The sequence below is a fragment of the Halalkalicoccus sp. NIPERK01 genome (assembly GCF_030287405.1).
Classification (GTDB): domain Archaea; phylum Halobacteriota; class Halobacteria; order Halobacteriales; family Halalkalicoccaceae; genus Halalkalicoccus.
The window spans coordinates 99,564-119,568 of record NZ_JASVVV010000004.1 but is presented as its reverse complement, the minus strand read 5'-3'; the positions used below and the strand labels follow the sequence as shown (position 1 = coordinate 119,568).

General features: G+C 69.2%; 26 protein-coding genes. 15 read left to right on the top strand and 11 right to left on the bottom strand.

The genetic code is table 11. The annotated features are described in order from the left end of the window. Positions 1 to 951, bottom strand: a complete 951-nt coding sequence (locus QRT08_RS12825; RefSeq protein WP_286046359.1) for a cation diffusion facilitator family transporter — start codon at positions 949 to 951, stop codon at positions 1 to 3. 112 nt (positions 952 to 1,063) lie between these two features. Between QRT08_RS12825 and QRT08_RS12820 the strand changes: the two genes are divergently transcribed. Continuing rightward, the gene (locus QRT08_RS12820) at positions 1,064 to 1,567 is read left to right on the top strand and encodes a metallophosphoesterase (RefSeq protein WP_286046358.1); all 504 of its coding nucleotides are present in this window, start codon (positions 1,064 to 1,066) and stop codon (positions 1,565 to 1,567) included. Here the strand turns inward: QRT08_RS12820 and QRT08_RS12815 are convergent. After that, positions 1,564 to 1,986 (bottom strand): DUF2267 domain-containing protein, encoded by a 423-nt coding sequence (locus QRT08_RS12815; RefSeq protein ID WP_286046357.1) that lies wholly within the window; start codon positions 1,984 to 1,986, stop codon positions 1,564 to 1,566. The genes QRT08_RS12820 and QRT08_RS12815 overlap by 4 nt on opposite strands. Positions 1,987 to 2,099: 113 nt before the next feature. Between QRT08_RS12815 and QRT08_RS12810 the strand changes: the two genes are divergently transcribed. Continuing rightward, positions 2,100 to 2,231, top strand: a complete 132-nt coding sequence (locus QRT08_RS12810; protein WP_286046356.1) for a DUF7859 family protein — start codon at positions 2,100 to 2,102, stop codon at positions 2,229 to 2,231. Here QRT08_RS12810 and QRT08_RS12805 read toward each other — a convergent pair. Next, complete coding sequence (locus tag QRT08_RS12805; RefSeq protein ID WP_286046355.1) at positions 2,228 to 3,244, bottom strand: threonine aldolase family protein; 1,017 nt, start codon at positions 3,242 to 3,244, stop codon at positions 2,228 to 2,230. The two genes, QRT08_RS12810 and QRT08_RS12805, sit on opposite strands and share 4 nt — an antisense overlap. 150 nt (positions 3,245 to 3,394) lie before the next feature. Between QRT08_RS12805 and QRT08_RS12800 the strand changes: the two genes are divergently transcribed. Next, positions 3,395 to 4,480, top strand: coding sequence for an aminopeptidase (locus tag QRT08_RS12800; RefSeq protein WP_286046354.1), 1,086 nt, complete (start codon positions 3,395 to 3,397; stop codon positions 4,478 to 4,480). A 281-nt stretch (positions 4,481 to 4,761) separates the two neighbouring features. Continuing rightward, positions 4,762 to 5,610 carry an FkbM family methyltransferase gene (locus tag QRT08_RS12795; RefSeq protein WP_286046353.1) on the top strand — a complete coding sequence of 283 codons (849 nt, stop codon included), beginning with the start codon at positions 4,762 to 4,764 and terminating at the stop codon, positions 5,608 to 5,610. Here the strand turns inward: QRT08_RS12795 and QRT08_RS12790 are convergent. Further along, entirely contained in the window at positions 5,596 to 6,000 is a 405-nt protein-coding gene (locus tag QRT08_RS12790; protein ID WP_286046352.1) for a hypothetical protein, read from the bottom strand. The genes QRT08_RS12795 and QRT08_RS12790 overlap by 15 nt on opposite strands. 99 nt (positions 6,001 to 6,099) lie before the next feature. After that, positions 6,100 to 6,645: a CDP-2,3-bis-(O-geranylgeranyl)-sn-glycerol synthase gene (locus tag QRT08_RS12785; protein WP_286046351.1), complete on the bottom strand. Its 546-nt coding sequence runs from the start codon at positions 6,643 to 6,645 to the stop codon at positions 6,100 to 6,102. An 88-nt stretch (positions 6,646 to 6,733) separates the two neighbouring features. On the opposite strand from QRT08_RS12785, the gene QRT08_RS12780 reads away from it, so the two are divergent. Both QRT08_RS12780 and QRT08_RS12775 read left to right on the top strand, forming a co-directional pair. Beyond that, entirely contained in the window at positions 6,734 to 7,570 is an 837-nt protein-coding gene (locus tag QRT08_RS12780; RefSeq protein ID WP_286046350.1) for a proline dehydrogenase family protein, read from the top strand. Positions 7,571 to 7,606: 36 nt separating this feature from the next. Continuing rightward, positions 7,607 to 8,236, top strand: coding sequence for a DUF502 domain-containing protein (locus QRT08_RS12775; protein WP_286046349.1), 630 nt, complete (start codon positions 7,607 to 7,609; stop codon positions 8,234 to 8,236). 5 nt (positions 8,237 to 8,241) lie between these two features. On the opposite strand, the gene larE is transcribed toward QRT08_RS12775, so the two are convergent. Then, positions 8,242 to 9,105: an ATP-dependent sacrificial sulfur transferase LarE gene (larE, locus tag QRT08_RS12770; RefSeq protein WP_286046348.1), complete on the bottom strand. Its 864-nt coding sequence runs from the start codon at positions 9,103 to 9,105 to the stop codon at positions 8,242 to 8,244. A gap of 101 nt (positions 9,106 to 9,206) precedes the next feature. On the opposite strand from larE, the gene QRT08_RS12765 reads away from it, so the two are divergent. Genes QRT08_RS12765 through QRT08_RS12750 form a run of 4 tightly spaced genes read left to right on the top strand, consistent with a single transcriptional unit; the run spans position 9,207 to position 12,937 of the window. Continuing rightward, positions 9,207 to 9,545, top strand: a complete 339-nt coding sequence (locus QRT08_RS12765; protein WP_286046347.1) for a hypothetical protein — start codon at positions 9,207 to 9,209, stop codon at positions 9,543 to 9,545. Between the two features lie 46 nt (positions 9,546 to 9,591). Then, positions 9,592 to 11,568, top strand: coding sequence for a helix-hairpin-helix domain-containing protein (locus tag QRT08_RS12760; RefSeq protein ID WP_286046346.1), 1,977 nt, complete (start codon positions 9,592 to 9,594; stop codon positions 11,566 to 11,568). After that, positions 11,565 to 11,765, top strand: a complete 201-nt coding sequence (locus QRT08_RS12755; protein ID WP_286046345.1) for a hypothetical protein — start codon at positions 11,565 to 11,567, stop codon at positions 11,763 to 11,765. The genes QRT08_RS12760 and QRT08_RS12755 overlap by 4 nt, the downstream gene beginning before the upstream one ends. Positions 11,766 to 11,809: 44 nt before the next feature. Next, entirely contained in the window at positions 11,810 to 12,937 is a 1,128-nt protein-coding gene (locus QRT08_RS12750; RefSeq protein WP_286046344.1) for an ORC1-type DNA replication protein, read from the top strand. A 7-nt stretch (positions 12,938 to 12,944) separates the two neighbouring features. On the opposite strand, the gene QRT08_RS12745 is transcribed toward QRT08_RS12750, so the two are convergent. The 3 genes from QRT08_RS12745 to QRT08_RS12735 form a co-directional block, all read right to left on the bottom strand. Then, positions 12,945 to 14,180 carry an ABC transporter permease gene (locus QRT08_RS12745; RefSeq protein WP_286046343.1) on the bottom strand — a complete coding sequence of 412 codons (1,236 nt, stop codon included), beginning with the start codon at positions 14,178 to 14,180 and terminating at the stop codon, positions 12,945 to 12,947. Further along, entirely contained in the window at positions 14,177 to 14,833 is a 657-nt protein-coding gene (locus tag QRT08_RS12740; RefSeq protein ID WP_286046578.1) for an ABC transporter ATP-binding protein, read from the bottom strand. Before QRT08_RS12740 ends, QRT08_RS12745 begins: the two co-directional genes overlap by 4 nt. A gap of 117 nt (positions 14,834 to 14,950) precedes the next feature. Beyond that, complete coding sequence (locus tag QRT08_RS12735) at positions 14,951 to 15,295, bottom strand: four-helix bundle copper-binding protein (RefSeq protein WP_286046342.1); 345 nt, start codon at positions 15,293 to 15,295, stop codon at positions 14,951 to 14,953. 302 nt (positions 15,296 to 15,597) lie between these two features. Between QRT08_RS12735 and rpiA the strand changes: the two genes are divergently transcribed. Beyond that, positions 15,598 to 16,281 (top strand): ribose-5-phosphate isomerase RpiA, encoded by a 684-nt coding sequence (rpiA, locus tag QRT08_RS12730; RefSeq protein ID WP_286046341.1) that lies wholly within the window; start codon positions 15,598 to 15,600, stop codon positions 16,279 to 16,281. A 39-nt stretch (positions 16,282 to 16,320) separates the two neighbouring features. Here rpiA and QRT08_RS12725 read toward each other — a convergent pair whose 3' ends face one another. Beyond that, on the bottom strand, positions 16,321 to 16,488 hold the full coding sequence (locus tag QRT08_RS12725; protein WP_008418816.1) for a DNA-binding protein: 168 nt from the start codon (positions 16,486 to 16,488) through the stop codon (positions 16,321 to 16,323). A 96-nt stretch (positions 16,489 to 16,584) separates the two neighbouring features. Between QRT08_RS12725 and larB the strand changes: the two genes are divergently transcribed. The 3 genes from larB (at position 16,585) to QRT08_RS12710 (ending at position 17,972) form a co-directional block, all read left to right on the top strand. Beyond that, positions 16,585 to 17,340, top strand: coding sequence for a nickel pincer cofactor biosynthesis protein LarB (gene larB, locus QRT08_RS12720; RefSeq protein ID WP_286046340.1), 756 nt, complete (start codon positions 16,585 to 16,587; stop codon positions 17,338 to 17,340). Between the two features lie 184 nt (positions 17,341 to 17,524). Then, positions 17,525 to 17,674: a DUF7563 family protein gene (locus tag QRT08_RS12715; RefSeq protein ID WP_286046339.1), complete on the top strand. Its 150-nt coding sequence runs from the start codon at positions 17,525 to 17,527 to the stop codon at positions 17,672 to 17,674. A gap of 55 nt (positions 17,675 to 17,729) precedes the next feature. Next, positions 17,730 to 17,972 carry a GIY-YIG nuclease family protein gene (locus tag QRT08_RS12710; RefSeq protein WP_286046338.1) on the top strand — a complete coding sequence of 81 codons (243 nt, stop codon included), beginning with the start codon at positions 17,730 to 17,732 and terminating at the stop codon, positions 17,970 to 17,972. Here QRT08_RS12710 and QRT08_RS12705 read toward each other — a convergent pair. Beyond that, positions 17,966 to 18,529, bottom strand: a complete 564-nt coding sequence (locus QRT08_RS12705) for an NADPH-dependent FMN reductase (RefSeq protein ID WP_286046337.1) — start codon at positions 18,527 to 18,529, stop codon at positions 17,966 to 17,968. The genes QRT08_RS12710 and QRT08_RS12705 overlap by 7 nt on opposite strands. A gap of 77 nt (positions 18,530 to 18,606) precedes the next feature. On the opposite strand from QRT08_RS12705, the gene QRT08_RS12700 reads away from it, so the two are divergent. Then, entirely contained in the window at positions 18,607 to 19,980 is a 1,374-nt protein-coding gene (locus QRT08_RS12700) for a phosphoglucomutase/phosphomannomutase family protein (protein ID WP_286046336.1), read from the top strand. Positions 19,981 to 20,005 lie beyond the last annotated feature (25 nt).

Below are 20,005 nucleotides of genomic sequence, written 5' to 3'. Positions count from 1 at the left end.
TCAGGCCGTCTGGGGCTCGATGTAGACGCTCTTGACGCTGTCGTTCACCCCCTGGAGCGCCCGCTCCATCCCGCCGACGCGCTCGTCGATCTCGTCGCCGTTCAGGTCCGAATCGAACCCGACGTCGGCGGCCACGAGCACGTACTCCGGCCCGAAGTGGACGCTCCGGAACCCGGCGACCTCGCGGACCCCGTCCCAGCCGGCGATCACCTCGCGCAGGCGTTGTTCGTCGGCCTTCGGGAGGCTCTCGCCGATCAACAGGCGCTTGTTCTCCCAGGCCAGCGCGAGCGCGAAACCCATCAACAGCAGCCCAATCAACAGCGCCGCCGCCCCGTCGTAGACGGGGTTGCCGGTGACGCGGGTGAGGTAGATCCCCGCGAGCGCGATTCCGAGGCCCGCGAGCGCGACCGTGTCCTCGGTCAGCGCCGTCAGCACCGTGGTCCGGCTGGTCTTCTTGAACGCCTCGCGGTAGCCGCTCCAGCCCCGTTGGTCGATCTCGGCGCGCATCGCCGCGCGGGCCTTCAGGAAGGCGTACGTCTCGAAGGCGATCGCGCCGAGCAACACGGCGTAGTTGACGTAGACCCCCGGCACGGTAGTCCCGAGCAGGGTGATCGACCCCTCGGTGAGGTGGGCCTCGCCGTGGACGAGCGCCTCGTATCCGCCCTTCGCGCTCTCCCAGCCCGCGATCCCGAACAGCAGGACGCTCACGAGGAAGCTGTAGAAGAACTCGGCCTTGCCGTAGCCGAACGGGTGCGACCGGTTCCGGTCCTGCCGGCCGTAGTAGATCCCGACCAGGAGGAACACCTGGTTGCCCGTATCGGAGACCGAGTGGTACGTCTCCGCGAGCATCGCGGGGCTCCCGGTCAGCAGGAAGCCGCCGAACTTCAGCCCCGCGATCGCCCCGTTCGCCACCAACGCGGCCAGCACCACGCCGACGCTCTCTCCTGCCATCGAACCCGCTACTCGTCGGGGGGTAATGCCGTTTGGGGTACGCTCCGACGCCGCCCCGGACGCCGGTCGCTACGGGCGAAACCTACAGCACCGTTCGCGTTCGAGTGGGGGTATGCTCACCGTCGTCTCCGACACCCACAGCACCGAGGGTCACGCCCTCGCCGGTCGAACGCTCGACGCGGTGCGGGAGGCGGAGCGCGTCGTCCACGCCGGCGACTTCACGACCGTCTCCGCGCTGGATGCGTTCCACGAGGAGGCGGCCCGTCTCGACGCCGTCCACGGCAACGCCGACGCCGCGGCGGTCCGCGAGCGCCTCCCCGCGGCCCGAACGCTGGAGTGGGAGGGCCTGCGGATCGCCCTCACCCACCGTCGGGACGGCGGCCCCACGGGACTCGCGATGTTCGGGCGCGAACGCGGCGCGGACCTCGTGATCTCGGGCCACAGCCACCGCCCGGGCGTCACGCGGACCGACGACCTCCTGTTGCTGAACCCCGGGAGCCACGCACAACCGCGGGGCAACCGCCCCGGGCACGCGGAACTCGAAGCCACTCGAGACGGGGTCCGCGGACGGCTCCGTCGGCCCGACGGAACCGTCGTAGAGGAGTTCTCCCTCTAGGGCTGGCCGGGGGCCCCGTCGGCCTCGGCGAGTTCGAAGAGGTCGTCGTACTCCCCGGGGAGCTGATCGCGGAGGTCCTCTATCTGTCCTTCGGTGACGGCCTCGTCGAGTACGTCGATCACGGCGCGGGCGTGGAGCGCTGCCGCCGAGCGGTCGTCGTCCTCGCTGCCGAGGTTCTCGTCGCGCTCGGCGACACGGCCGACGAACTCCTGGAAGCCGAACGACTCGGTGGTATCGGCCTCCTCCTCGATGATTCGGGCGAGTTCGTCGGGGAGCTGGGCGGCGATGTTCGTCGCCTGCCCCTCATCGATCCGCTCGGCGAGCGTCTGGAACGTCGCCCGCGTCGCGCTGAGCGCCTCGCCTCGGGACGCCAGTTCGGCACGGTTCTGTACCTCGCCGATGAAGGTGTCGTGGTCCATGACATCCGACGTTGTGCCGAGGGATCAGTAAGCGGTTGTGTCGGCGACTGCAGGCGAACTAAGTCGTCCCCGTCGGCCGAAACGCTCTTTCCCCCGGTCCCCGATAGGGGGGTATGTTCATCGAGATCGATCCCGTCTACCTCGTCTTCGTCGGGATCCTGGTCTTCTTCGTCGGCGGCTCGTACCTGTTCGTCCGGAAGGTGCTGTTCGGCTTCCGGGACGGCTTCGAGAGCGGGCGGCGCTAGAGCGCCCGCTCGACCGCCGCGATCGCCTTCTCGACGTCTCCGTTCGCGACGTCCCGGTGCGTGCAGAACCTGACCCGGTACTCGCCGAACGCGACCCCGAGGACGCCCTCCGCTTCGCAGGCCGCGAGGAACTCCTCGGCGGTGTGGTCGGTCCCCTCGCAGTCGACCAGCACGATGTTCGTCTCCGGTTCGGGGACCGAGAGTCCCGCGATCCCGTCGAGCCCGGCCGCGAGCCGGCGGGCGTTCTCGTGGTCCTCGTCCAGCCGGTGGCGGTTCTCGAGCGCCAGCAGGCCGGGCGCGGCGATGATCCCCGCCTGGCGCATCCCGCCGCCGAACAGTTTCCTGTTGCGTCGCGCCCGCTCGACGAACCCCTCGCTCCCGGCGAGCATCGAGCCGACGGGCGCGCCCAGCCCCTTCGAGAGACAGAACATCACCGAGTCGACCGGGTCGACGAGCTCCTTCACGTCCGTTCCGAGCGCCGCCGCGGCGTTGAACACCCGCGCGCCGTCGAGGTGGACCGGCACACCGAGGCCGTGGGCCGCCTCGGCCGCGGCCGCGATCACCTCTGCCTCGATCGCCGCCCCGCCCTTGCTGTTGTGGGTGTTCTCGAGCGCGAGCAGGCCGGTCCCCGGCCGGTGGAGGTCCTCCGCGACGTAGCCCTCCCGCACCTGTTCGGGCGCGACGACGCCGCGGTCGTCGCCGTCGATCGTGCGCACCTGCAGGCCCGAGAGCTGGGCCATCCCGCCGAGTTCCCACTTCACGACGTGGCTCTCGCGTTCCGCGAGCACCTCCTGGCCGCGTTCGGTGTGCGTGCGCACCGCGACCTGGTTGCCCATCGTCCCCGTCGGGACGTACAGCGCCGCCTCCTTTCCCACTACGTCGGCCGCCCGTCGTTCGAGTTCGTTCACCGTGGGGTCCTCGCGGTAGACGTCGTCGCCCACCTCGGCCTCCCGGGCGGCCTCGCGCATCCGGTCGTCGGGTCGCGTCACCGTGTCGCTTCGCAGGTCGATCATACGCCGGCTTCGGGACCGGCGGGCAAAACCCTGCCCGTCTCGCTCGCGGGATCTGCCGCCGATCCTCCTCCCGCTTCCGGTCCGGTTCGGCGTCCTCTCGCTGCTGTACCGAACCCAAACGGGTTTGGTCGGCCGCCCTCCAGTCCCGATATGGACCCGCGCATCCGCGAACACGCAGAGATCATCGTCGAGCACTCCACCGACATCGAGGAGGGCGACAACGTCATCGTCAGCGCGCCCGCCGTCGCGAGCGACCTGGTGGTCGCGCTCTTCGAGGTGCTGGGCGATCGCGGCGCGAACCCGATCTCGCTCTCCGCCGACGAGCGCGTCCAGCGGGCCTTCCTGCGTTCCTCGGCGGAGTTCGAGACGCCGAGCCACGAGCGGGCGCTGATGGAGGAGACGGACGCGTTCATCCACCTGCGGGCCAACGAGAACGCCACCGAGACGAGCGACGTCGACCCCGAGACCACCGCCGCCTACTCGGTGGCCCAACAGCCCATCAGACAGGAGCGCCTCTCGAAGCGGTGGTGTCTCACGCAGTTCCCCGCGCCCGCGAACGCCCAACTGGCGGGGATGAGCACCGAGGCCTACGAGAACTTCGTCTGGGACGCGATCAACAAGGACTGGGACGAACAGCGCGAGTTCCAGGCTCGGATGGTCGAGATCCTCGACCCCGCCGAGGAGGTCAGGATCGTCTCGGGCGAGGGAACGGATGTAACGATGAGTATCGCGGGCAACACCACGCTCAACGACTACGGCGAGAAGAACCTACCGGGGGGAGAGGTCTTCACCGCACCCGTTCCCGACAGCGTCGAGGGCTCGGTCCTCTTCGACAAACCGCTGTACCACCAGGGTCGCGAGATCACCGACGTCTCCCTCGAGTTCGAGGGTGGCGAGGTGATCGAGCACTCGGCGGGCCAGAACGAGGACCTCCTCACCGAGGTGCTGAACACCGACGAAGGCGCGCGCCGACTCGGGGAGTTGGGAATCGGGATGAACCGCGACATCGACCGCTTCACCTACAACATGCTGTTCGACGAGAAGATGGGCGACACGGTCCACATGGCGGTCGGGATGGCCTACGACGAGTGTGTGGGCGAGGACAACGAGGCCAACGAGAGCGCGGTCCACGTCGACATGATCATCGACATGGGCGAGGACTCCAGAATCGAGGTCGACGGCGAGGTCGTCCAGCGAAACGGGACGTTCCGGTTCGAGGACGGATTCGAGGGCTGAACTCCTGCCTTTTGGTCCAGATTTTGCGAGTGAGCGGCTATGCCGCGAACGAGACAAAAGGTGGGAGCAGGTCGTCCAGCGGGACGGCACCTTCCGGTTCGAGGACGGTTTCGAGGGCTGACTTCCTGTTTTTTGGTCCAGATTTTGCGAGTGAGCGGCGAGCGGCGTCGACCCGCCGTGACGCCCGACGGCCGGTAGAGCCGATACCGCGCTCCCCGCTCGTGAAGCCCACCCAACACGACACACGTGTGTTTATATCTCCCACTGTAGTACCGTCGACGATGGCCATCCACGATAGAGTGGCCGGGATTCAGTGGGAAGGGGACGTCTTCGAACTCGTCCGGAAGGCCGGCCGGTCGGCCCGTCGGCGGGCGAGCGATCGCTACTGGGCGGCGCGCGGGCGGCGTCCGGTCACGGTCGGCGGCGTCTCGGTCCTGTTTCGACTCGACGACCGCGAGGACGCACGGTTCCTCCGGCGATTCCTCGACATCGAGGGGCGGATGCTGGCCGACCTCCTCGCGGAGCTTCGTTCGGACGACGTCTTCTGGGACGTCGGCGCGGCCGGTGGCTTTTACACCTGCTTCGCGAGCGCCGTCCTCGACGACGGACGCGTGATCGCGTTCGAACCCAACCCCGACGTCAGGGAGATTCTCCACCGCCGCCTCGACTCCCTCGGGACCGCCCCGCGGGTGTTCGAGTGCGCCCTCTCGGATTCGACGGGGACCGCGGCGCTCGACAACCCGGCGCGCGAGCGCGACAGCTGGCAGGGGACCCCCTCACTCACGACGGATCCGGGGGCCGCCGCCGTTTCGATCGAGACGCGGGCCGGCGACGAGTTGGTCGCCGCGGGGGAGGTTCCCCGGCCGACCGTCGTGAAGATCGACGTCGAGGGCGCGGAACCGCTGGTCGTCGAGGGGCTCTCAGAATCGCTCGCCCACGAGGACTGTCGGCTGGTCTACTGCGAGGTCCACCGCGAGAGCGACCAGCGGCGCTCGCCCGCCGACTACGGGTCGAGCCCCGCGGCCGTCGAGGCGTCGCTCGCGGACCTCGGGTTCGAGATCGAGCACATCGAGGACCGGCGCGCGGAGTACCTGATCAAGGCGAAGAAACGCCCATCAGGCGAGGTCTAGCTCCCGCAGGAGGTCCGCCAGCACGTGCGCGTAGACGACGACGGCGCTGAACGCCGCGAGGGGGCGGCTGACCGGCCGGAGGACGGCGACGAGGGCGCCGCCGATGACGACGTGGCTCGCCAGCCGTTCGAGCGCCATATCCAGGTCGGGAAACACCTCCGTCTGGTCGGTGAAGGCCCAGACGGGGTGGCGAACCGCCCGCGTGAGGTACGACCAACTGCCGGTCTTCGCGCGGGCGATGACGAAGTGATCGAGGTCGATGAACACGCTGAGGAGCAGGCCGTAGATCCAGAGCGCGAGTTTTTCGGGGAGCGAGCGACCGCGCGCGAGGACGGACAGGGCCAGCGCGCTACAGAGCGCGCCGATCGTCGCGTGTTCGAGCGAGCGCATGGCGGGGGGTTCTCCCGACGGGGGCTTTAGTTCGCCGATCGCTGACGTCCGCTCGTGGGCGGTCTCCTCGGCGGTTTTCGCGACGAGCGGTTCCCGCAGTTACCAGGGTTCGTGTTTGAACCCGAAGAGGTACGCCAGCACGTTCGTGACGACGTGGAGGACCGGCGTGACGATCAGCACGACCACGAGCAGCGCGACGGTGAAGACGGCCACGAACCACTCCCAGGCGACGATCGCGGTCAACGCGAGCGCCATCACCGCGAAGTCGAGTTGGTCGACGCCCGGGAGCGGCGCGCCCCGGTTCCGTCCGGTGCGGCGCTTGACGAACGAGGCGGTCATGTCGCCGAGCATCGCGCCCAGCGGGAGGGTGATCATGGCCGCGAGCGGGAACGTCGGCACCGAGAACCCGAGCGCGGAGACGGCCGTCGGCTGGAAGACGTTGAGCACGTAGGCGACCCCCACGCCGACGAGCGTGCCGACGATCGTCCCGCGCCAGGTCTTCCCGTCGCCGAGGATCCGCCGCCCCTTCCACGTTCGGCCGCCGTCGATCGGCGCGCCCCCGCCCGCGAGGACGGCGGCGTTGTTCGGGACGTAGGCGGGCAGCATCACCCAGAAGGCGACGACGAGGAGTTCGAGCGGACCCATACCGACAGGCAACGGTCCGTCGGCTTAATGTCCCACGGTTCGCTCGCGCACGTCCACCATTAAAGTCGGCCGCGCCGAAGGGACGGGTATGCTCCCGCCGATCGCACGCCGCTTCGTCGCCGGGGAGACCCCCGCGACCGCCCTCGAACACGCCCGAGAGTGCAACAGTCGGAACGTCAAGGTCATCCTCAACCTGCTCGGCGAGCACTACGACGACCCGGTCGAGGCCGACGACGACGCCCGGGCCTACGCCGCGCTGCTCGCCGACCTCGCCGACGCGGGGGTAGACGCCTGTATCTCGATCAAGCCCACGCAGATCGGCCTCGGCGTGAGCGAGGCCCGGTTCCGCGACAACCTCCGGGGGATCGTCGACGTGGCGGACGAACACGACCGGTTCGTCTGGCTCGACATGGAGGACCACACCACCACGGACGCGACGCTCGACGCCTTCGAGGAGTTCGTCGAGGCTCGAGGAGGGGGGATGGGCGTCTGCCTGCAGGCGAACCTCAAACGCACCCGCGACGACGTCGAGCGCTTCGCCGACGTCCCCGGGAAGATACGGCTGGTCAAGGGCGCGTACGACGAACCGCCCGCGATCGCTCACAAGGGCAGGGAGCGCGTCAACGAACTCTACGAGGAGTACCTCGAGTACATGTTCGAGGCCTACGACGGCGGGATCGCGGTCGGCAGCCACGACCCCGTGATGATCGACCGGGCGCGCGAACTCCACGATACTCACGGAACGCCCTTCGAGATCCAGATGCTGATGGGGGTGCGAGAGGACGCCCAGACCGACCTCGCGCGCGAGTACGAGGTCTGGCAGTACGCGCCCTACGGCGGGAAGTGGCTCTCGTATTTCTACCGCCGACTGATGGAGAGAAAGGAAAACGCAGGGTTCGCGCTACGGGCGGTTCTGGGCCGATGAACAACTCTTTTAGGTCGGCGGCGTAAGGGGCGAGCGATGTCGACCTGGAAGCGGGACATGGCGAGCGGGCTGATCGTCCTCGTCCCGATCATCGTCACCGTCTGGGTGGTCTACTGGCTCTTTCGCTTCATCGCCAACCTCCCGCTGACCCAGACCATCGGCAACCCCGCGCTTCGCGTGTTCATCACGCTCGTCGTCTTCGTCCTCCTCGTCTTCGCCGTCGGCTACCTGATGCGCACGGCGATCGGCTCGCTCGTCGAGGCCGGGATCGACGCCGTCATGAACAGCGTGCCGGGCCTGCGCGTGGTCTACAACGCCTCGAAGATGGCCGTCGAGACCGCGCTGACCGGGACGAGCGACCTCCAGACCCCCGTGAAGGTCGAGACGTGGCACGACATCCGGATGACGGCGTTCAAGACCGGCCGCGAGGCGCCCGACGGCCGGAAACTCCTCTTCTTACCGACCGCGCCCAACATCACCAGCGGGTTCGTCATCGAGGTCGCGGAGGAGGACGTCATCGAGACCGACGAAACGGTCGAGGAGGCGCTGACGCGCATCCTGAGCGCCGGCTTCGGCGAGCGCGACGAGAACCCCGCGGGGATCCCGATCGACGTCGTCGAGGAGCGACGCGAGGCCGACGCCGAGGAGCGCCCGGCGACCGACTGATCCGTCTACTCCGCCGTGGGGTACTGCGCGTCGAGCAGGTCCGCTTCCGCGGTCGATTCCGCCTCCCCCTCGGGGCTGACGCTCCCCGTCCGGTAGCCGTGCAGGTCGAGGGTGACGTGCTCGAACCCGAGGTCCTTCATGTGGGCGCGGGTCGCCCGGACGAACTCGATGTCGAGGGCCTCCTCTAGCTCCTCGGGCGCGATCTCGATGCGTGCGAGGCCGTCGTGATCGCGCACCCGGAACTGCGAGAAGCCCCACCCTCGAAGGAGGGCTTCGGCCTTGTCGACCCGCGTGAGCCGTTCCTCGGTGACCTCGATCCCGGTCGGAATCCGCGAGGAGAGACAGGCCATCGAGGGCTTGTCGGCCACGGAGAGGTCATACATATCGGCGATCTCGCGCACCTCGGCCTTGGTGATCCCGTGGTCGAGAAGCGGCGACCGGGCGTCGAGTTCGGCGACCGCCTGCAGGCCCGGCCGGTGGCCCTCGCCGGGGTCGTCGGCGTTCGTTCCGTCGCACACCACTGGAATCCCGAGTTCCTCCGCCCTCTCGAACATCCTCCCGAGTCGCATCGACCGGCAGTGATAGCAGCGGTCGCCGTCGTTCTTGACGAACTCGGGGTCGTCCAGTTCGGAGAACTCCACGACCTCGTGGCGAATGCCGATCTCCTCGGCGACCCGTCTGGCGTCCGCGAGTTCCGCCTCGGGCAGCGTCTCGCTCTTGGCGGTGCACGCGACCGCGTCCTCCCCGAGCGCGTCGTGGGCGATGGCGGCGACGGCGCTCGAGTCCACCCCGCCCGAGAAGGCGACGAGCACCCCCTCCTCGCCGGCGAGCTCCTCGCGGGCGGCGGCCAGTTTCTCCTCTGCGGACATGGCCGCCCTTGCGCGCCCGCGGACAAAAGGCGTGTGGGTCCTCGACGACCCCGGCAGCCTCAGGCCCGCCGTTCATGCCCGTGGCCGTTCACCCTTCGGACATGACCGACTACGCCGTCCACGAACCCGAGTACTCGGGCACGACCGACGACGAGTGGGAGGACCCGCAACTCAACGATTTCGAGACCGACGACCTGGGCGAGGTCGCAGACCACTTCCTGCTCTCGGCCTCGGGCTTCCCGCCGGAGAACTTCTCGGACCTGAAACTCCCGGTGGTCGATCCAGAGGGGAACCTCAACCTGAACGCGTTGCAGACGGCCCACGGCGGCGCACACGGCGTCGAGGCGATCGACGACGTCGACGAGGAGACCGTCGAGGAGGTCGAGGACCTGCTGGAGGACCTCGCAAGCGAGGAGTTCGACCACGACCTCGGCGACTGACCGCGGCCGGGACGTTTTTGCGTTCGCGCCGGCATTCGGCCTACTGATGGAGTTCGAGTCGATCCCCGGCGTGGGCGCGAAGACCGCGAGCGCGCTCGCCGAGGTCGAGGACGCCGAACGAGCGCTCCGCGAGGGCGACGTCGCCGCCCTCGCGGGCGCGCCGGGGATCAGCGAGGGCCGGGCCGCTCGGATCGCCCGCGGCGCGATCCGGCGCGAACACGACGATTCGAGCCGGCTGTTGCGGACCGACCGCGCCCGCGAGATCCACCGCGAACTGCTCGCCCTGCTCCAGGACCGGGCGGTCACCTCCTATGCGAAACGCCGCCTCGAGACGTTCTACCCGAGCGCCGCACGATCGAGAATCGAGGAGGTACGGGGGTTCGCCGAGCGCGCGCTCGAACGCGAGCCCGACCCCGAGGTGCGCGAGGCGCTCGCGGGGGTCGAACCCCTCGAAGCGCCGCGCGAGGTCCGGGTCCGGGAGCGGTGTCTGGTCACGAGCGACGCGGAGACCCTCGCGGCGGCACGAGAGGCGATCCCCGAACTCCCCGTGGAGGTCGTCGAGGATGCCCGCGGGCTGGCCGACCTCGCGCGCGGCTACTCGACGGTGATCGCGCTCGACGAGGCCTTCACCGGCGTCGAGGTGGAGGGCGACGTTCGGGTCAGGCCCGACGCCCTCTCCGATCCCGCCGAGGTCGTTCCCGAACGAACCCTCTCGTTTTTCGCCGCCAATCGGGCGTCGATCCGCGCGGCGATCGCCGTCCACCGCGCCGCCGGCCTCGATCCACCCTGCGATCTGGCGGCACTCGACGACGCGCTCTCCCGTCTGGGCCCCGACGGCGAGGTGAAAGACGACGCCGAACTCGAACGGCTCACCCGCGCCGTCGACGATCTCGACGCGAGCGTCCACACCGCCGAGAGCGTCGCCAACGATTCTCTCAAGAACTCGATCGAGAAACGCGACGTGACCATCGAGGGCACGGACCTGCTCTCGCTCGCCGAGCGGGGCGCGGGCATCGACTCGCTGCTCTCGCGGGAACTCGCCGACGAGTACGCCGCCGCCGTCGAGGCGGCCCGCGAGCACCTGATCGACGCGCTCGCGCTCGATTCCGGCGAGAGCGAGATCGCTCGGGACGCCTTCCCCGAGGAGCCGACGTTTCCGGTCGAGCACGACGAGAGCGTGGTGGGTCGCCTGCGCGAGGAACTGGTCGCCGCGAAGGAGCGCCGGGCGATGCGGGGGAAGCGCGAACTCGCCGCCGACCTCGCGGACCTGCGCGAACCGGCCGAGGCGCTGGTCCGGGCCGCCCTCGACCTGGACGTCGAACTCGCGCTCTCGCGCTTCTCCCGCGAGTTCGACTGTACAATGCCCGACTTTTCCGGGGTGGGAATCGAGATCGAGGGCGGGCGCTCGCCGCTGCTTTCCGAACCCCTCGAGGCGATCGAGCCCGTCGACTACTCGGTCTCGGGGGTGACGCTGCTCTCGGGGGTAAACAGCGGCGGGAAGACCTCGACGCTGGATCTGGTCTGCGCCGTCGTGATCCTCGCGCAGATGGGCCTCCCCGTCCCCGCCGATCGCGTCCGCCTCGAACGGTTCTCGGAGGTCCACTACCACGCGAAGACCCAGGGCACGCTCGACGCGGGGGCGTTCGAGGGCACCGTCAAGGAGTTCGCCGGCCTCGCCTCGGGGGGCGAGGGACGGCTGGTGCTGGTCGACGAACTCGAGAGCATCACCGAACCCGGCGCGAGCGCGAAGATCATCGCCGGCATCCTCGAGGCGCTCTGTGAGACCGATACCACGGCGATCTTCGTCTCCCATCTCGCCCGCGAGATCCGCACCGCTGCGGACTGCGAGATCCGCGTCGACGGGATCGAGGCGGTCGGACTGGTGGACGGCGACCTGGTGGTGAACCGCTCGCCGGTGCGGGATCATCTCGCCCGGTCGACGCCGGAGCTGATCGTCGAGAAACTCGCCCGCGAGGAGGGGACGGCCATCTACGACCGCCTGCTCGGGAAGTTCGAGTCATGAACCGGGAGGGCACCCTCTACGAGGTCCTCCACTTCGCCGCGGTGGTCGGCCTCGCCTACCTCGCGCTGTTTTTCGCACGCGCCGCCGGGATCACGGAGCTCTGGCAGGAACTCCTCGTCGCGCTCGTCGTCGGCGTGTGCTACGTTCTCGTCGTGTTCTCCCTCGACCTCGCGCCGCCCTCGTGGCGTGGGGAATAAGCCGTGGCGAACGGTTAAATAGGCCGGCGAGCGTGGTGAAAGTGATGGTCGACGACTCCGAGGAGGGGATGCTGTCGTGGGACGAGTCCGTCTTCCGGGACGAACGCGTCTTCGAGATCGACTACCTGCCCGAGACGTTCGAGCACCGCGATACGCAGTTACAAAGCCTCCAGTACGCCCTGCGGCCCGCCGTGCGGGGCTCGCGCCCGCTGAACGCGCTCGTCCAGGGCCCGCCCGGCACCGGCAAGACCACGGCGGTACAGAAGCTGTTCGCCGAGCTCTCGGGGCACTCGGGCGTGCGAACCGTCCACGTCAACTGCCAGGTCGACTCGACCCGATACGCGGTGTTTTCCAGACTGTTCGAGGGGATCTTCGAGTACGAACCGCCCTCTAGCGGGGTGTCGTTCAAGAAGCTGTTCGGCCAGGTCGCAGACAGGCTCGTCGAGGCAGAGGAGGTGCTCGTGGTCGCCTTGGACGACGTGAACTACCTCTTCTACGAGAACGAGGCCTCGGATACCCTCTACTCCCTGTTGCGTGCCCACGAGGCCCACCCCGGAACGCGGATCGGCGTGATCGTCGTCTCCTCGGATCTGGCGCTCGACACGATCGAGGAGCTCGATTCGCGGGTGCAGAGCGTCTTCCGCCCCGAGGAGGTCTACTTTCCGGTGTACGACGCCGGCGAGATCGTCGACATCCTCGCCGAACGCGTCGACCGCGGCTTTCACGACGGCGTCGTCTCCCCGACGGTGCTCGACCGGGTCGCCGAGCTCACCGCCGAGAGCGGCGATTTACGTGTGGGAATCGACCTGCTTCGCCGGGCGGGACTGAACGCCGAGATGCGCGCGAGCCGCACGGTCACCACGGAGGACGTCGAGGAGGCCTACGAGCAGTCGAAGTACGTCCACCTCTCGCGCAGCCTGCGGGGGCTCTCGGGAAGCGAGGCGGCGCTGGTTCGCGTGTTGGTCGACCACGACGGCGAGCAGGCGGGCGACGTCTACGAGGCGTTCGCCGAGGAGACGGATCTGGGCTACACCCGCTACTCGGAGATTGTCAACAAACTCGACCGGCTCGGGATCGTCGAGACCTCCTACGACGGGATGGAGGGCCGGGGCCGCTCGCGACAGCTCTCGCTGGCGTACGATCCCGGGGCGATCCTCGACCGCCTCGAGTGACCCGCGATCACTCGTAGCGAAGCGCGTCGATCGGGTCGGTCCGGGCGGCGTTCCACGCCGGGTAGAGCCCGGCGAGCGCCCCCACGAGGACGCCGGTGACGACCGCGACGACCGCCCACTCGAGCGGCGCGACGAACGGGAACTCGAGGAGGCGCGTCGCCACGTAGCCGCCCGCGAACCCGACGAGCGCGCCCGCCGCCGCACCCAGCATCCCGAGGATGGCGGCCTCGGTCAGGAACAGCTGGAGGACGTCGCGGTTCCGGGCGCCGACGGTCTTCATGATCCCGATCTCGCGGGTGCGCTCGGTGACGCTGACGAGCATGACGTTGGCGATCCCGATCGACCCGACGAGCAGCGAGATGAGCGCGACCCCCGTGATGAAGCCCGTCAGCGTCGCGAGCAGGTCGTTCACCTGTTCGAGGAGGTCCTCGTTGGTCTGGGTCTCGACGACGAACGTCGCCGGGAGCGCCTCGCTCGCGTCCGATTCGTCTTCTAGATAGGTCCTGACCGCCTCCTCGACGCCGTCGACGCTCTTCGGGCTGTCGGCGGTCACGACCACGTACGGGTAGACGCGCTGGTCGCCGTCGGCGGTCTCGGTCGTCGTTCCGTGAAACGGATCGGCGGGAACGTAGACGCGGGCGTCCTCGCCGAACCCGTCGAACGGGCTCCGGGGCCCCGACCCGTCGAGGATCCCGACGACGGTCATCTCGGCCTCGGAGCCGTCATCGAACGTGATCGTCACCCGGTCCCCGACGGCGACGTCTTCCTCGAACGCCTCCGCGGCGAGCGGCGTCAGAACGACCTCGTTCTCGCCGGACTCGAACGCCCGGCCCTCGGCGATCGCGTCGTCGGTGAAGTACTCGGGACCGGTGGCGACGGCGTCGCCGCCCGCGATCGTATCGCCCCCGTGTTCGAACCCGTTCGCGTCGACCGAGGCGTAGGGGGCCACCCCGTCGACGCCCTCGATCGCGTGCAGTCGGTCGATGTCGTCCTCGGTGAACACGGCACGCGCGCCGGCGCCGGGCGGGCCCTGCGCGTCCTCGGGGCCGTTCCAGACGTAGATTCGCTCGGCGTCCTCGCCGCCGACCTCGCCGATCACCGCCGCCTGGAGGCTCGCCCCGAGGATCACGAAGACGATCACGGCGGCGACGCCGATCAACACGCCCAGCGCCGTCAGCCCCGACCTGAGGGGGTGGCCCCTGATCGCCCGCAGGCTCATCGAGAGCGCCTCTCGGGGGTTCACGCCTCCCGCCTCGCGCCGGCGACCGCCTCGATCCCCTCCAGTTCGCCGTCGACGACGTGGACGATCCGGTCGGCGCGTTCGGCCACGTCGCGCTCGTGGGTCACGAGCACCACCGTCCGCCCCTCTTCGTAGAGTTCTTGAAAGAGCGCCAGCACGTCGTTCCCGGTCGCGGTGTCGAGGTTTCCGGTGGGCTCGTCCGCCAGCACGATCGCCGGATCGGCCACGAGCGCGCGGGCGATGGCGACGCGCTGGCGCTGGCCGCCCGAGAGCTGGTTGGGACGGTGGTCCGCCCGCTCGGCGAGGCCGACCCGATCCAGCAGTTCGCGCGCGCGAGCGTGGCGTTCGCGCCGTCCCACCCCCTGAAAGACCAGCGGCAGGGCGACGTTCTCGAGCGCCGACAGGCGCGCCATGAGGTTGAACGTCTGGAAGACGAACCCGACCGTTCGCCCCCGCAGGGCCGTCCGCTCGCGGTCGCTCATCGCGCCGACGTCCCGCCCGTCGACCAGCACCCGCCCGTCGGTGGGCCGGTCGAGACAGCCCACGAGGTTCATCAGCGTGCTCTTTCCCGACCCGCTCGGGCCCATGATCGCGGTGTACGAGCCCCGCGGGATCGACAGCGACACCGACGAGAGCGCGTCGATGGGCTCGCCCATCCGGTAGGTCTTGGTCACGTCGTCGAGGACCACCGCTGGCTCGTCCGGGCTGGCGTCCACGAAAAACTAGAGCGGTCGCGAGCGCTATGACTCTTGTCGTACCGACGACGGCCCGTCTCAGGCGGCCATCGAGCGGCAGGTCTCGGCGCACTCGCGCAGGACCTCCGCACAGACCTGACAGTGCTCGTGGTCGTGCTGTTCGCACTCGTCGGCGCACTCCTCGCAGGCGTCGGCACAGATCCCGGCGAGCGCCGCGTGGTAGCCCGAATCGCGCGCCATGAACCGGGCGTGAAGCGTCGCGATGTCCGCGACGTCCCGACACAGCCGGATGCAGCGGGCCATCCCCTCGCCCTCGTCGGCACAGGCGTCGGCACACCACTCGCAGGCCTGTGCGGCGTCGAGGCAGTTGTCCATGCACTCCGCCATCTCGTCGTCGAGGTGTTCGATCTCGGTGAGTGCCATCGCACGTAGCGATACGACGGCGTGTGTTTCCTCGATTTCGGTTGCGATAGCCGGCCCTCTCGGCCGGGCTCGCTTCGGAATCCGATGCCGACGGCGTCGGCGGAGAACGCCCTCCTCGGCGTTCGAGCCGGCCGTCTTCGCGCGTCTCCTGAGAACGCGTCTCCGCCTCCGTCTCCGAGGCCGAGCGAGCCACCCCCGATCCGCCCGCGAACGCTTTCGATTCCGAACCCGGCCGGCGCTCGTGCGATCGGATCACGACCCCGATTGAAACGCTTTTTTCCTCGGGGAGCGACCGCACGCGCATGAAGACCACCGGCGGGGGCGAGGAGGCGAAACGCAGGGCGGGCGAGCGGGCCGCCGAACTCGCGGAGGACGGGGAGGTCGTCGGCCTCGGCACCGGCTCGACGGCGGCCCACGCGATCCGCGCGCTCGGCCGGCGGGTCGAGGACGGACTGGAGATTCGGGGGATCCCCACCTCCTATGGGTCCGCGGACCTCGCCCGCGAGGCGGGGATCGAACTCGCGACCCTCGACGACGCGCTTCCCGATCTGGCCATCGACGGCGCGGATCAGGTCGCGGGGTTCGACCTGATCAAGGGCGGCGGCGCGGCTCACACTCGGGAAAAACTGGTCGACGGCGCCGCCGATCGGCTGGTAATCGTCGCCGATCCCTCGAAGGAGGGCAAGACCCTCGATCGCCCGGTTCCGCTCGAAGTCCTGCCCTCGGCGCGCCGCCCCGTCGCCGAGGCGATCGAAGGGCTGGGCGGCGAACCCGCCCTCAGGGCCGCCGAGCGAAAGGACGGCCCCGTCGTCACCGACAACGGCAACCTCGTGCTCGACTGTGATTTCGGACGGATCGACGAGCCCGCCGACCTCGCGGGCGATCTGGCGTCGATTCCGGGCGCCCTCGAACACGGCCTGTTCGTCGGGCTGGCCGACGCCGTGTTCGTCGGCACGGAGGAGGGCGTCGAGGAGCGCCGCCGCTGATCGGTGCGAAAAATACTGAGGAAGGCGTGGCAGTCGGCCCTACAGGTCGCGGGGCTGGACCGTCTTCCGGTCGTTGTCCTCGGCGCGTCGCGCCGCGTCGTTGAGGAGCTCCTCGACTTCCTCGTCGAGCGCGTCGTAGAAGTCGGAGGAGACGTTGTGGTCGGACAGTGCTTCCTTTACGGCGGCTTTGACGATCAGGTCTGCCATACGAACGGCCCTTTTCCGGCCGCCTTTATAAGCTTTCGTAAATCGGCGCGTTCTGAAGGCGATGAATAGGAATAGCTGGGGGTCTACCCCCCGAATATGGGACTTCGAGACATTCTTGAAGACGTCTCTTCCGGCGAATTAAGCCCGGAGGAGGCGCAGGCGCGCCTCGCAGGCTACGCGACCACCGACGCCGGCCGGTTCGACGCCGCCCGCGAGCGCAGGCGCGGCGTCCCCGAGGGGATCTTCGCCCCCGGGAAGACCGTCGAGGAGATCACCGTGCTCGCAGGGACCGCCCTCGAGACGACCGGACGGGCGATCGTCACGCGGATCGGGAGCGAGGACGCCGCGGACCTCGAATCGGCCCTCGACGGGAACGCGACGTACCACGAGCGCGCGCGCTGCCTCGTCGCCCACGAACCGGGGTTCGAACCCCCCGAGATCGGTGCCACGGTAGGGATCGTCACCGGGGGGACCGCAGACCGACTGCCGGCGAGCGAGGCGGCGGTGATCGCCCGCGAAATCGGCGCGAGCGTCGAGCGCGTCGACGACGTGGGCGTGGCGAACCTCACCCGGATCGTCGACCAGCTCCCCCGCCTGCGCGGGATGGACGTGCTCGTCGTCGCCGCCGGCCGCGAGGGGGCGCTTCCGACGGTCGTCGCCGGCCTCGTCTCCACGCCCGTGATCGGGCTGCCGGTCTCCAGCGGCTACGGGTTCGGCGGCGACGGCGACGCGGCGCTACGGGGGATGCTCCAGTCGTGTACCACCCTGTCGGTTGTCAACGTCGACGCGGGCTTCGTCGCGGGCACACAGGCGGGGCTGATCGCCCGAGCGGTCGCCGACGCCCGGGAGTAGTTCGCGGATCCACAACCGAAACGCCGTCTCCCGAACCTCTAGTTTTCCTCTCATCCCTTCGTCTTCACGGATCGTGAACTAATGTTGTCGAATACCGAATTACGGACTGATTTTGGAAAGAGTATTTATCGGCTCCTCCCATAGTGCTACCTACCGGCACGGCGGTCCTGCCGGGATGAACGCGATGCCACACTGTGACCACTGCGAAGCGCACGTCTCCGAGCGGTTCGAGCGCGTGTTCGCCGACGAACACGGGCGCATCTTCGCCTGTCCGAGCTGTTCGGCGAACGCGGGGATAGCGGAGGCCGCGAGGCTCCGTGCGCGAAACGCATAACTTCGCCCTGCGGCTACCCGTACCGTAACCAAACCACCACGCGAAGCCCTTTCCGATGACCCACCACGTCTACGTCCTCGAATGTGCCGACGGCAGTTTGTATACCGGCTACACCACCGACGTCGAGCGCCGCCTCGCGGAACACAACGCGGGCGACGGCGCGAAGTACACCCGGGGCCGGACGCCGGTCACGCTTCTCTACACCGAATCGTTCGCGAGCCGGTCGGCGGCGATGGCCCGCGAGTACGCGATCAAACGGTTCTCGCGGGCGGAGAAGGAGCGGCTGGTCGACTACTGAACCGTGTGTTCGGTGATCGGCTCGGGGTCGATGAAGGCGTACTCGACGGCCTGTCGGCCCAGTTTCCGGACGCGCTCCTCGAGCGACGCGTCGAGGAACTCTCCGCGCTCGTCGAACTGCTCGCTCGCGTTGCGGATGCCCACCTCGTGGGGGAGCGTCCAGCCGTGGACCGCGCGGACGCTCGCGCGGAGGTGTTCGAGGGTCGGACCGTAGGTCCCGCCGCCCGCGACCGCGAGCAGGCCGGTCGTGGTGTCCTCGAACTCGTCGAACCCGCAGTAATCCAGCGCGTTCTTCAGCGCCGCGGAGATCGTGCCGTGGTAGACCGGGGTCCCGAGGAGGACGGCGTCGGCCTCGCGGATCTCGGCCATCAGCCGCTCGGCGTCGGCGACCTCCCCGGCGTCGGGATCGTAGACCGGGAGGTCGTACTCCCGGAGGTCGAGGAGTTCCACGGACGCGCCGGCCTCGCGGGCGGCGTCGAGGGCGTGACCGAGGGCGAGGCGGGTGTAGCTGCCGTCCCGGAGGCTACCGGCCACCGCGACGACGCGTGGGGATTTCATGCCCGAACGAGGGGACGAGGAAGGAAAACGCCACCGAAGACCCGCCGATTTTTCCCCCTCGACCGTGACTTTCGGGTATGGACGAGATTCGCTTCGGGACCGACGGCTGGCGGGCGACCCTCGATACGTTCACCGCGCCTCGGGTCCGGATGGTCGGGCAGGCCGTCGCCACGTACCTCGATAGCGAGGGCCTCGCCGGCCCGGTCGGGATCTGCTACGACGCCCGCGAGTCCTCGCGGGGCTTCGCCGAGGAACTCGCGCGCGTGCTGTGTGCGAACGGCTTCGACGTCGTGATGCCCGAGCGCGACCGACCTACTCCACTCCTCTCGTGGGCGATCGTCGAGCGCGACCTCGCTGGCGGGCTGATGATCACCGCATCGCACAACCCGCCGGAGTACAACGGCGTGAAGTTCATCCCGTCCGATGGGGCCCCCGCGCTCCCCGAGGTCACCGACGCCATCGAGGCGAGCCTCGCCGAACCCGACCCCCTGCCCGAGGCCGAGTGGGGCACGGTGCGCGAGGTCGACTTCGCCGGGAGTCACGCCGACCACGCCCTCGATCTGGTGGAGGCGGACCTCGACCTCCGGGTCGCCTACGACGCGATCCACGGCAGCGGCCGCGGCGTCACCGACGCGCTGCTCGAGCGGGCGGGCGCCAAGGTAGCCCGCCTGCGCTGTGAGGCCGATCCGGCCTTCGGCGGCGTCTCGCCCGAACCCACGCGCGAGAACCTCGACGAACTGGTCGAGCGCGTCACCGGGGGCGAGGCCGACCTCGGGGTGGCGAACGACGGCGACGCCGACCGGATCGCGGTGGTCACGCCCGAGCGCGGCCTCCTGAACGCCAACCTGCTCTACGCGGCGCTCTACGACTACCTGCTCGAAACCGACTCGGGACCGGCCATCAGAACCGTCTCGACCACCTTCCTGATCGACCGGATCGCAGCGGCCCACGGCGAGGAGGCGATCGAGGTGCCCGTCGGCTTCAAGTGGGTCGCCGACGCGATGGCCGAGCACGACGCGCTGATGGGCGGCGAGGAGTCGGGCGGTTTTTCGATGCGAGGCCACGTCCGAGAGAAGGACGGCGTGTTGCTCGCGCTGCTCGCCGCGGCGGCCCATAGCGAGGAGTCGCTCGACGCCCGTGTGGACCGACTCCTCGACGAACTCGGCGAGATCCACCAGTCGCGGGTGAGCGTCGACTGCCCCGACGCGGAGAAGGCTCACACCCTGGATTCGCTCTCGGAGGCCATTCCCGATTCGGTCGCCGACGAGCGCGTCGAGGACGTGAACACCGCCGACGGGTTCAAACTCCTGCTCGAGAGCGGCGCATGGCTGTTGGTCCGTCCGAGCGGGACCGAGCCGAAACTCCGGGTCTACGCGGAGGCCGAAAGCGAGGCCCGCGTCGAGGCGTTGCTCGAGTCGGGCCGGGAGCTCGTGGACGACGCCCGGCGGTAGCGCCACCGCCCGGTTATATGGCGAT

Excerpts from the sequence above, each read along its gene's own strand:
- QRT08_RS12785 (WP_286046351.1), bottom strand. The coding sequence starts at position 6,645 with ATGGGTCCGCTCGAACTCCTCGTCGTCGCCTTCTGGGTGATGCTGCCC.
- QRT08_RS12810 (WP_286046356.1), top strand. The coding sequence starts at position 2,100 with ATGTTCATCGAGATCGATCCCGTCTACCTCGTCTTCGTCGGGATCCTG.
- QRT08_RS12740 (WP_286046578.1), bottom strand. The coding sequence starts at position 14,833 with ATGGGCGAGCCCATCGACGCGCTCTCGTCGGTGTCGCTGTCGATCCCG.
- QRT08_RS12750 (WP_286046344.1), top strand. The coding sequence starts at position 11,810 with ATGGTCGACGACTCCGAGGAGGGGATGCTGTCGTGGGACGAGTCCGTC.
- QRT08_RS12820 (WP_286046358.1), top strand. The coding sequence starts at position 1,064 with ATGCTCACCGTCGTCTCCGACACCCACAGCACCGAGGGTCACGCCCTC.
- QRT08_RS12825 (WP_286046359.1), bottom strand. The coding sequence starts at position 951 with ATGGCAGGAGAGAGCGTCGGCGTGGTGCTGGCCGCGTTGGTGGCGAAC.
- QRT08_RS12815 (WP_286046357.1), bottom strand. The coding sequence starts at position 1,986 with ATGGACCACGACACCTTCATCGGCGAGGTACAGAACCGTGCCGAACTG.
- larE (WP_286046348.1), bottom strand. The coding sequence starts at position 9,105 with ATGTCCGCAGAGGAGAAACTGGCCGCCGCCCGCGAGGAGCTCGCCGGC.
- QRT08_RS12780 (WP_286046350.1), top strand. The coding sequence starts at position 6,734 with ATGCTCCCGCCGATCGCACGCCGCTTCGTCGCCGGGGAGACCCCCGCG.
- QRT08_RS12725 (WP_008418816.1), bottom strand. The coding sequence starts at position 16,488 with ATGGCAGACCTGATCGTCAAAGCCGCCGTAAAGGAAGCACTGTCCGAC.
- QRT08_RS12755 (WP_286046345.1), top strand. The coding sequence starts at position 11,565 with ATGAACCGGGAGGGCACCCTCTACGAGGTCCTCCACTTCGCCGCGGTG.
- QRT08_RS12705 (WP_286046337.1), bottom strand. The coding sequence starts at position 18,529 with ATGAAATCCCCACGCGTCGTCGCGGTGGCCGGTAGCCTCCGGGACGGC.
- rpiA (WP_286046341.1), top strand. The coding sequence starts at position 15,598 with ATGAAGACCACCGGCGGGGGCGAGGAGGCGAAACGCAGGGCGGGCGAG.
- QRT08_RS12805 (WP_286046355.1), bottom strand. The coding sequence starts at position 3,244 with ATGATCGACCTGCGAAGCGACACGGTGACGCGACCCGACGACCGGATG.
- QRT08_RS12765 (WP_286046347.1), top strand. The coding sequence starts at position 9,207 with ATGACCGACTACGCCGTCCACGAACCCGAGTACTCGGGCACGACCGAC.
- QRT08_RS12795 (WP_286046353.1), top strand. The coding sequence starts at position 4,762 with ATGGCCATCCACGATAGAGTGGCCGGGATTCAGTGGGAAGGGGACGTC.
- QRT08_RS12760 (WP_286046346.1), top strand. The coding sequence starts at position 9,592 with ATGGAGTTCGAGTCGATCCCCGGCGTGGGCGCGAAGACCGCGAGCGCG.
- QRT08_RS12735 (WP_286046342.1), bottom strand. The coding sequence starts at position 15,295 with ATGGCACTCACCGAGATCGAACACCTCGACGACGAGATGGCGGAGTGC.
- larB (WP_286046340.1), top strand. The coding sequence starts at position 16,585 with ATGGGACTTCGAGACATTCTTGAAGACGTCTCTTCCGGCGAATTAAGC.
- QRT08_RS12700 (WP_286046336.1), top strand. The coding sequence starts at position 18,607 with ATGGACGAGATTCGCTTCGGGACCGACGGCTGGCGGGCGACCCTCGAT.
- QRT08_RS12710 (WP_286046338.1), top strand. The coding sequence starts at position 17,730 with ATGACCCACCACGTCTACGTCCTCGAATGTGCCGACGGCAGTTTGTAT.
- QRT08_RS12715 (WP_286046339.1), top strand. The coding sequence starts at position 17,525 with ATGCCACACTGTGACCACTGCGAAGCGCACGTCTCCGAGCGGTTCGAG.
- QRT08_RS12775 (WP_286046349.1), top strand. The coding sequence starts at position 7,607 with ATGTCGACCTGGAAGCGGGACATGGCGAGCGGGCTGATCGTCCTCGTC.
- QRT08_RS12790 (WP_286046352.1), bottom strand. The coding sequence starts at position 6,000 with ATGCGCTCGCTCGAACACGCGACGATCGGCGCGCTCTGTAGCGCGCTG.
- QRT08_RS12800 (WP_286046354.1), top strand. The coding sequence starts at position 3,395 with ATGGACCCGCGCATCCGCGAACACGCAGAGATCATCGTCGAGCACTCC.